This is a genomic window from Mycobacterium sp. 94-17, assembly GCF_035617725.1.
Taxonomy (GTDB): Bacteria; Actinomycetota; Actinomycetes; order Mycobacteriales; family Mycobacteriaceae; genus Mycobacterium.
On record NZ_JAPIYN010000011.1, the window covers coordinates 57,820 to 64,128 of the forward strand.

A 6,309-nucleotide genomic window follows, 5' to 3' on the forward strand; every position below is an offset into this window, starting at 1 on the left:
TGGATCCTCTACTTGAGCGCTCGAGACAGGCCTTTACCCGGCGAAATACGCGGCACCGGCGTTGTCCGTGTTCACCCTAGTATCCATGGCGCCCGGTCGGTCGGCATGAACGCGCGTGGGGTGGCACGCTATCGGCGCTTGCGCCGCTCGGGGCCGTCACGGTCCCCGAAGCGGTCGGTGGCCTGCGCGGCGGGGTCGGCGGGCGCCTCGTGCGGGATATCCGCCAGCAGCCCAAGCAGTGTGCTGGGGATACGGATAGGCCGCGAATCGCGCAGTGCCGCGCGCGCCCGACTCTGATCGTCGACCTCTGCCGCACACTGGGCGCACAGCGACAGGTGATGCGCGGCCCGCAGGTGTGCGTTCATGCGCAACTCACCGTCGACGAATGCCGCGATCGCTTCGACCGACAGGTGCTCGGTGGAGCCGAACTGGCGTGGCGCGCCGACGGGCGCGTCGCTTTGGGAGGCGAATTGGGCAGGGAGCCAGGAGAAGGCGCGGCGGAACACATGTGCTCGATCCGTCATCACCGACTCCTCGCCACTGAAAGTTCTTATTGCCGCCTTATCCGAATGTAGCGCGAGCGCCGCGCAATACCGAGGCTAAGGCCGCAAAGCGGCTCAATAGCCGCCCGAACGTTAGGCGGGCGGGCGGTCAGTCACGCCGATCGGGCGCGCAGCGCCTCGTGATGGGGATGGGCGGCCAGGTAGTCGCGCAGGGCCTGACGGCCCCGGTGGATGCGGCTGCGCACGGTGCCCAGCTTGATGCCCAACGTGGCGCCGATCTCCTCGTAGGAAAGACCCTCGATGTCGCAGAGCACGACGGCGGCACGGAATTCCGGGGGCAGCGAGTCCAGCGCGGCCTGCAGGTCGGGGCCCAGCCGCGAATCGTGGTAGATCTGCTCGGGGTTGGGCTCGTCGGCGGGCACCCGCTCGTAGTCCTCGGGCAACGCCTCCATGCGGATGCGTGACCGCCTGCGCACCATGTCGAGAAACAGGTTCGTGGTGATGCGGTGCAACCACCCCTCGAAGGTTCCCGGCTGGTAGTTCTGCACCGACCGGAAGACCCGAATGAAGGTCTCCTGCGTCAGGTCTTCGGCATCGTGCTGATTGCCGGAAAGCCGATAAGCCAGGCGATACACCCGGTCGGCGTGCTGGCGCACCAACTCGTCCCACGACGGCATGGCCGCCTTGTCTCCCGTCGCGTCGAACACCGCGGTGCCCTGCGGCGCGTCGGACGGCTCCACCCACTCGTCGGCGGGGAGTTCCTGCGCGTGAGACATGCTGGACGGGCTGAGAAGCGTGGTGATGATCGAGTCCTCCGAATCCGGCGTGCCGAGTACCGGCACATCGTCGTTGGCGTCAACAGGTAGTTGCCAGTCGGTATTCCCGGTCCAACGCCCTCCGCGATCCATAGGGCTACCGTCGCGTACCGGAGTATGTGCGGTATATGAACAATCTGAGCTGAACCTGAGAAACCGTATCGTTACCTGCGCTGTGCAGGAGATATCCACCGCGCTGTGACCTTAAACGCCCCGCGGGCGCCGGGCGTGTCAGCGCAAGCAAAATCAGGCGCGCCTGTCGGACTGAGCGGCGAAGTGGAATACGCTGCGGGGCATGGACGGCACCGACGCAGAAGCCCCCGGCCAGGCAACGCCCAGCCGGGCCGAATCGCTCTTCGCGCACGCCGAAAGCTCGATATCGGAAGACGCGCTGCTGGCGGCCGCCCGCGAGCGGGCCGTGGATATCGGCGCGGGCGCGGTGACGCCTGCCGTCGGCGCCTTGCTGAGCCTGCTCACCAAGCTCAGTGGTGGCAAGGCCGTCGCCGAGGTGGGCACCGGCGCCGGTGTCAGTGGGCTGTGGCTGTTGTCCGGCATGAGCGACGACGGCGTCTTGACGACTATCGACATCGAGCCCGAATACCTGCGGCTGGCCAAGCAGGCCTTCACCGAAGCGGGGATCGGTCCATCGCGCACCCGGCTGATCGGCGGCCGCGCCCAGGAGGTGCTCACCCGGCTCGCCGACGAGTCCTACGACCTGGTGTTCATCGACGCCGACCCGATCGACCAGCCGGACTACGTCATCGAGGGCGTGCGGTTGCTGCGGTCCGGCGGCGTGATCGTGGTGCACCGGGCGGCGCTGGGCGGACGGGCCGGGGATCCGGCCGCCCGCGACGCCGAGGTGGTCGCGGTCCGGGAGGCGGCACGGCTGATCGCCGAGGACGAGCGCCTCACCCCCGCGCTGGTGCCGCTCGGCGACGGCATCCTGGCCGCCGTCCGCGACTGATTCGCGGCCCGGGCCGAAACTTTATTGATTCTTGACGCGCCCCACCCTTGACCTCCGACTGAACGGCTGTTTAATGTACTGAACATGCGTTCAGCCGACTTGACGGCAGCCGCCCGGATCCGGGATGCGGCCATCGAACAGTTCGGCGAGCACGGGTTCAACGTCGGGCTGCGCGCCATCGCCGAGGCGGCCGGCGTGAGTGCGGCGCTGGTCATCCACCACTTCGGCTCCAAGGACGGGCTGCGCAAGGCCTGCGAGGACTACATCGCCGAGAAGATCCGTGACAGCAAGACCGAGGCGCTGCAGTCCAACGACCCCGCCACCTGGTTCGCCCAGCTTGCCGAGATCGAGGAGTACGCGCCGCTGATGGCCTACCTGGTGCGCAGCATGCAGGCCGGCGGAGAACTCGCAAACATGTTGTGGCGCAGGATGATCGACAACGTAGAGGAATACATGGAAGAGGGTGTGCGCGCCGGTACGGTCAAGCCGAGCCGCGATCCCAAGGCGCGGGCCAGGTACCTCGGCATCACCGGCGGCGGCGGCTTCTTGCTCTACATCCAAATGCACGAGACACCAACGGATCTGCGCGCCGTGCTGCGCGATTACTCGCGAGACATGGTCTTGCCCGCGCTCGAGGTCTCCACCGAGGGACTGCTGACCGACCGGACAATGTACGACGCCTTCCTGGCCGCCGAAGATCAAGGAGAATCCGATGCCAGTTGACAAATCCGCTCATTTCGCGCCCATTGAGATACGGGGCCTCACCAAGAATTTCGGCGCGGTGCGGGCGCTGGACGGCCTCGACCTCACGGTGCGGGAGGGTGAAGTCCACGGCTTCCTCGGGCCCAACGGCGCCGGGAAGTCGACGACTATCCGCATCCTGCTGGGCCTGGTGCAGGCCGACGGCGGCACCGTGCGTCTCCTCGGCGGCGACCCCTGGACCCAGGCCGTCGCGCTGCACCGCGAAATCGCCTATGTCCCCGGCGACGTGACGCTATGGCCGTCGCTGACCGGCGGCGAGACCATCGACCTGCTGGCCCGCCTGCGGGGCGGCATCGACAAGAAACGCCGGACCGAGCTGATTGAGCGCTTCGACCTGGACCCGCACAAGAAGGCTCGCACGTATTCCAAAGGGAATCGCCAGAAGGTCTCCCTCATTTCCGCATTCTCCTCACACGCCAGGCTGCTGCTCCTCGACGAGCCGAGCAGCGGACTGGACCCGTTGATGGAGAACGTGTTTCAACAATGCGTGGCGCAGGCCCGCGACCGGGGCACGACGGTGTTGTTGTCCAGCCACATTCTGGCCGAAACCGAAGCCTTGTGTGAGCGGGTGACGATCATCCGCGCCGGCAAGACCATCGAGAGCGGTTCGCTGGACTCCATGCGGCACCTGAGCCGCACCTCGATCAAGGCCGAAATGATCGGTGATCCAGGTGATCTCAGGCGCATCAAAGGCGTCGAGGATGTCAGCGTCGAAGGCAACACGCTGCACGCCCAGGTGGACAGCGAAAGCCTGGGCGAGCTGATCCGCGTGCTCGGCGATGCCGGGGTGCGCAGCCTTATCAGCCAGCCGCCGACGCTCGAGGAGCTATTCCTGCGCCACTACGACACATCCGGCGGCAACGGCCGGCACGGACGCGACGAGGCAAAGGTCTCCCTATCATGAGCATGACCACGCTGGACCGGCCGTCCGCATCGGCATCGCCTGCGCCGCTGGATGGTTCGCACTTCTCCGGGACGCTCGCGATGCTGCGCCTGTACCTGCGCCGGGACCGGGTCTCGATGCCGCTGTGGGTGCTGTTGCTGTCGGTGCCGCTGGCCACGGTGTACGTCGGCAGCATCGAAAAGGTCTATCCCACCGCTTCCGCCCGTGCCGGCTTCGCGGCCTCCATCATGGCCAGCCCGGCCCAGCGCGCCCTCTACGGCCAGGTGTACAACGACAGCCTTGGGGCCGTGGGCATTTGGAAAGCCGGGATGTTCCACGTGCTGATCGCGGTCGCCGTCATCCTCACGGTGATCCGGCACACCCGTGCCGACGAAGAAAATGGGCGGACCGAGTTGGTGGACTCCACCGCCATCGGCCGCTACGCCTCGTTGAGCGCGGCGCTGCTGCTGTCGTTCGGAGCGTCGTTGGCCACCGGCGCGATCGGTGCCGCCGGGCTGTTGAGCACCGACGTCCCGGTCGCCGGGTCGCTGGCGTTCGCGGCGGCGCTGGCCTGCTCCGGCCTGGTGTTCACCGCCGTCGCCGCGGTGACCGCGCAGCTCTCACCGAGCGCCCGGTTCGCCCGCGGTGCCGCGTTCGCCGTGCTGGGCGCCGCGTTCACGCTGCGGGCCGTCGGCGACGCCGGCGAGGGCATGCTGTCGTGGCTGTCGCCGCTCGGGTGGTCACTTCAGGTCAGACCTTATGCCGGCGATCGCTGGTGGGTGCTGCTGCTGCACCTGATGACGGTGGCCGTGTTGACCGGCCTGGCGTATTGGCTGCTGGCCCGCCGCGACGTCGGCGCCGGGCTCATCGCGGAACGCCCGGGCCCCGCCGACGCCACGCCGACGTTGGGCAACGCCTTCGGGCTGGCGTGGCGGCTGGACCGCGCGGCGCTGCTGCTGTGGACGGTGGGGCTGTGCCTGTATGGCCTGCTGATCGGCAGCGTGGTGCACGGCATCGGCGACGAGCTGGGCGACAGCGGTGTGGCGCGCGACATCGTGGTGCGGATGGGCGGCACCAGCGCGCTCGAGGACGCGTTCATCGCCGTCGCATTCACGATGATGGGCATGGTGGCCGCCGCGTTCGCCGTCTCGCTCACGTTGCGGCTACACCAGGAAGAGTCGAGCCAGCGAGCCGAAACGGTGCTGGCTGGCGCGGTGTCGCGAAGCCGGTGGCTGGCAAGCTATTTGGTGACAGCGATGGCCGGATCCGCGACGGCGATGCTGGCCAGCGGCGTGACCGCCGGCGTTGTCTACGGCGTCGCGGCCGGCGATGTCGGCGCCAAACTACCGAAGGTCGTCGCGGCCGCGGCCGTCCAACTGCCCGCGGTGTGGCTCTTGTCGGCCGTGACCGTTTGCGTGTTCGGCATTGCGCCGCGCCTGTCGCCGGTGGCCTGGGGCGTGCTGATCGGCTTCGTGGCCCTGTACCTGATCGGGTCGCTGGCCGGGTTTCCGCAGGGGATACTTGACGCGGAGCCCTTCGCACACATCCCGCGGATCGGCGCCGACTTCACCGTCGTGCCACTGTTATGGCTACTGGCCATCGATCTGGGGCTGATCATGCTGGGGGCCATGGCTTTTCGACGTCGCGATCTACGTTGCTAGGAGCACCATGAAAACCGGAATCCGGATCGCGGCGACATCGGTGTCGGGCGTTCTCTCGTTCATCGCCATTCTGCTCGTGCCTGCCGGCACGCTGCACTACTGGCAGGCGTGGCTCTTCATCGCCGTTTTCACCGCGGCGACCATCGTGCCCACGGTTTACCTGGGCCGGACCAATCCCGCTGCCCTGCAGCGCCGCATGCGCGCCGGCCCGCGGGCAGAAGCCCGGACAGCGCAGAAGCAAATCATCACCGCGTCGTTTCTGTGCCTGTTCGCCACGATGGTGTTCAGCGCGCTCGATCACCGGTTCGGCTGGTCGCCGGTGCCGGCGTGGCTCTCGGTGCTCGGCGACGTGGCGGTGGCGGCGGGCCTCGGCCTCGCCATGCTGGTGAACATCCAAAACGGCTATGCCGCAGCCACAGTCACGGTCGAACCAGGCCAGACGGTCGTGACCGGAGGCCTCTACAAGATCGTGCGCCATCCGATGTACGTCGGAAACGTGATCATGATGATCGGCATCCCCCTCGCGCTCGGCTCCTACTTGGGGTTGCTCTTCGTCATCCCGGGCACCGTGGCACTCGCGCTGCGCATCCTCGACGAAGAAAAACTGCTCGTCCGAGAACTACCGGGGTACCGCGAATACGCCCAACACGTGCGCTATCGGCTGGTGCCCTCCCTCTGGTAACCACCCGAAACGCAGCCGAATGTGACGTGGCCGTCACCA

At 67.4% G+C, this 6,309-nt stretch carries 7 protein-coding genes; 5 read left to right on the forward strand and 2 right to left on the reverse strand.

The window, feature by feature from the left end; all coding sequences use genetic code 11:
- Nucleotides 1–128 precede the first annotated feature (128 nt).
- Together rseA and sigE are read right to left on the reverse strand one after the other, a co-directional pair.
- On the reverse strand, nucleotides 129–524 hold the full coding sequence (gene rseA / locus OQ789_RS14500; protein ID WP_324686628.1) for an anti-sigma E factor RseA: 396 nt from the start codon (nucleotides 522–524) through the stop codon (nucleotides 129–131).
- Nucleotides 525–655: 131 nt separating this feature from the next.
- Nucleotides 656–1,411 (reverse strand): RNA polymerase sigma factor SigE, encoded by a 756-nt coding sequence (sigE, locus tag OQ789_RS14505; protein ID WP_324686629.1) that lies wholly within the window; start codon nucleotides 1,409–1,411, stop codon nucleotides 656–658.
- A gap of 202 nt (nucleotides 1,412–1,613) precedes the next feature.
- Here sigE and OQ789_RS14510 point away from each other — a divergent pair, with 202 nt between their 5' ends.
- The 5 genes from OQ789_RS14510 to OQ789_RS14530 all read left to right on the forward strand — a co-directional run bounded on the left by OQ789_RS14510 (nucleotide 1,614) and on the right by OQ789_RS14530 (nucleotide 6,270).
- On the forward strand, nucleotides 1,614–2,282 hold the full coding sequence (locus tag OQ789_RS14510) for an O-methyltransferase (RefSeq protein WP_324686630.1): 669 nt from the start codon (nucleotides 1,614–1,616) through the stop codon (nucleotides 2,280–2,282).
- Between the two features lie 84 nt (nucleotides 2,283–2,366).
- Nucleotides 2,367–3,005, forward strand: coding sequence for a TetR/AcrR family transcriptional regulator (locus tag OQ789_RS14515; RefSeq protein ID WP_324686631.1), 639 nt, complete (start codon nucleotides 2,367–2,369; stop codon nucleotides 3,003–3,005).
- A complete protein-coding gene (locus OQ789_RS14520) occupies nucleotides 2,995–3,948 on the forward strand; it encodes an ABC transporter ATP-binding protein (RefSeq protein WP_324686632.1) in 954 nt (317 codons plus the stop codon). The genes OQ789_RS14515 and OQ789_RS14520 overlap by 11 nt, the downstream gene beginning before the upstream one ends.
- On the forward strand, nucleotides 3,945–5,588 hold the full coding sequence (locus OQ789_RS14525) for an ABC transporter permease (protein ID WP_324686633.1): 1,644 nt from the start codon (nucleotides 3,945–3,947) through the stop codon (nucleotides 5,586–5,588). The genes OQ789_RS14520 and OQ789_RS14525 overlap by 4 nt, the downstream gene beginning before the upstream one ends.
- A 7-nt stretch (nucleotides 5,589–5,595) precedes the next feature.
- Nucleotides 5,596–6,270, forward strand: a complete 675-nt coding sequence (locus tag OQ789_RS14530) for an isoprenylcysteine carboxylmethyltransferase family protein (RefSeq protein WP_324686634.1) — start codon at nucleotides 5,596–5,598, stop codon at nucleotides 6,268–6,270.
- Nucleotides 6,271–6,309: the final 39 nt, after the last annotated feature.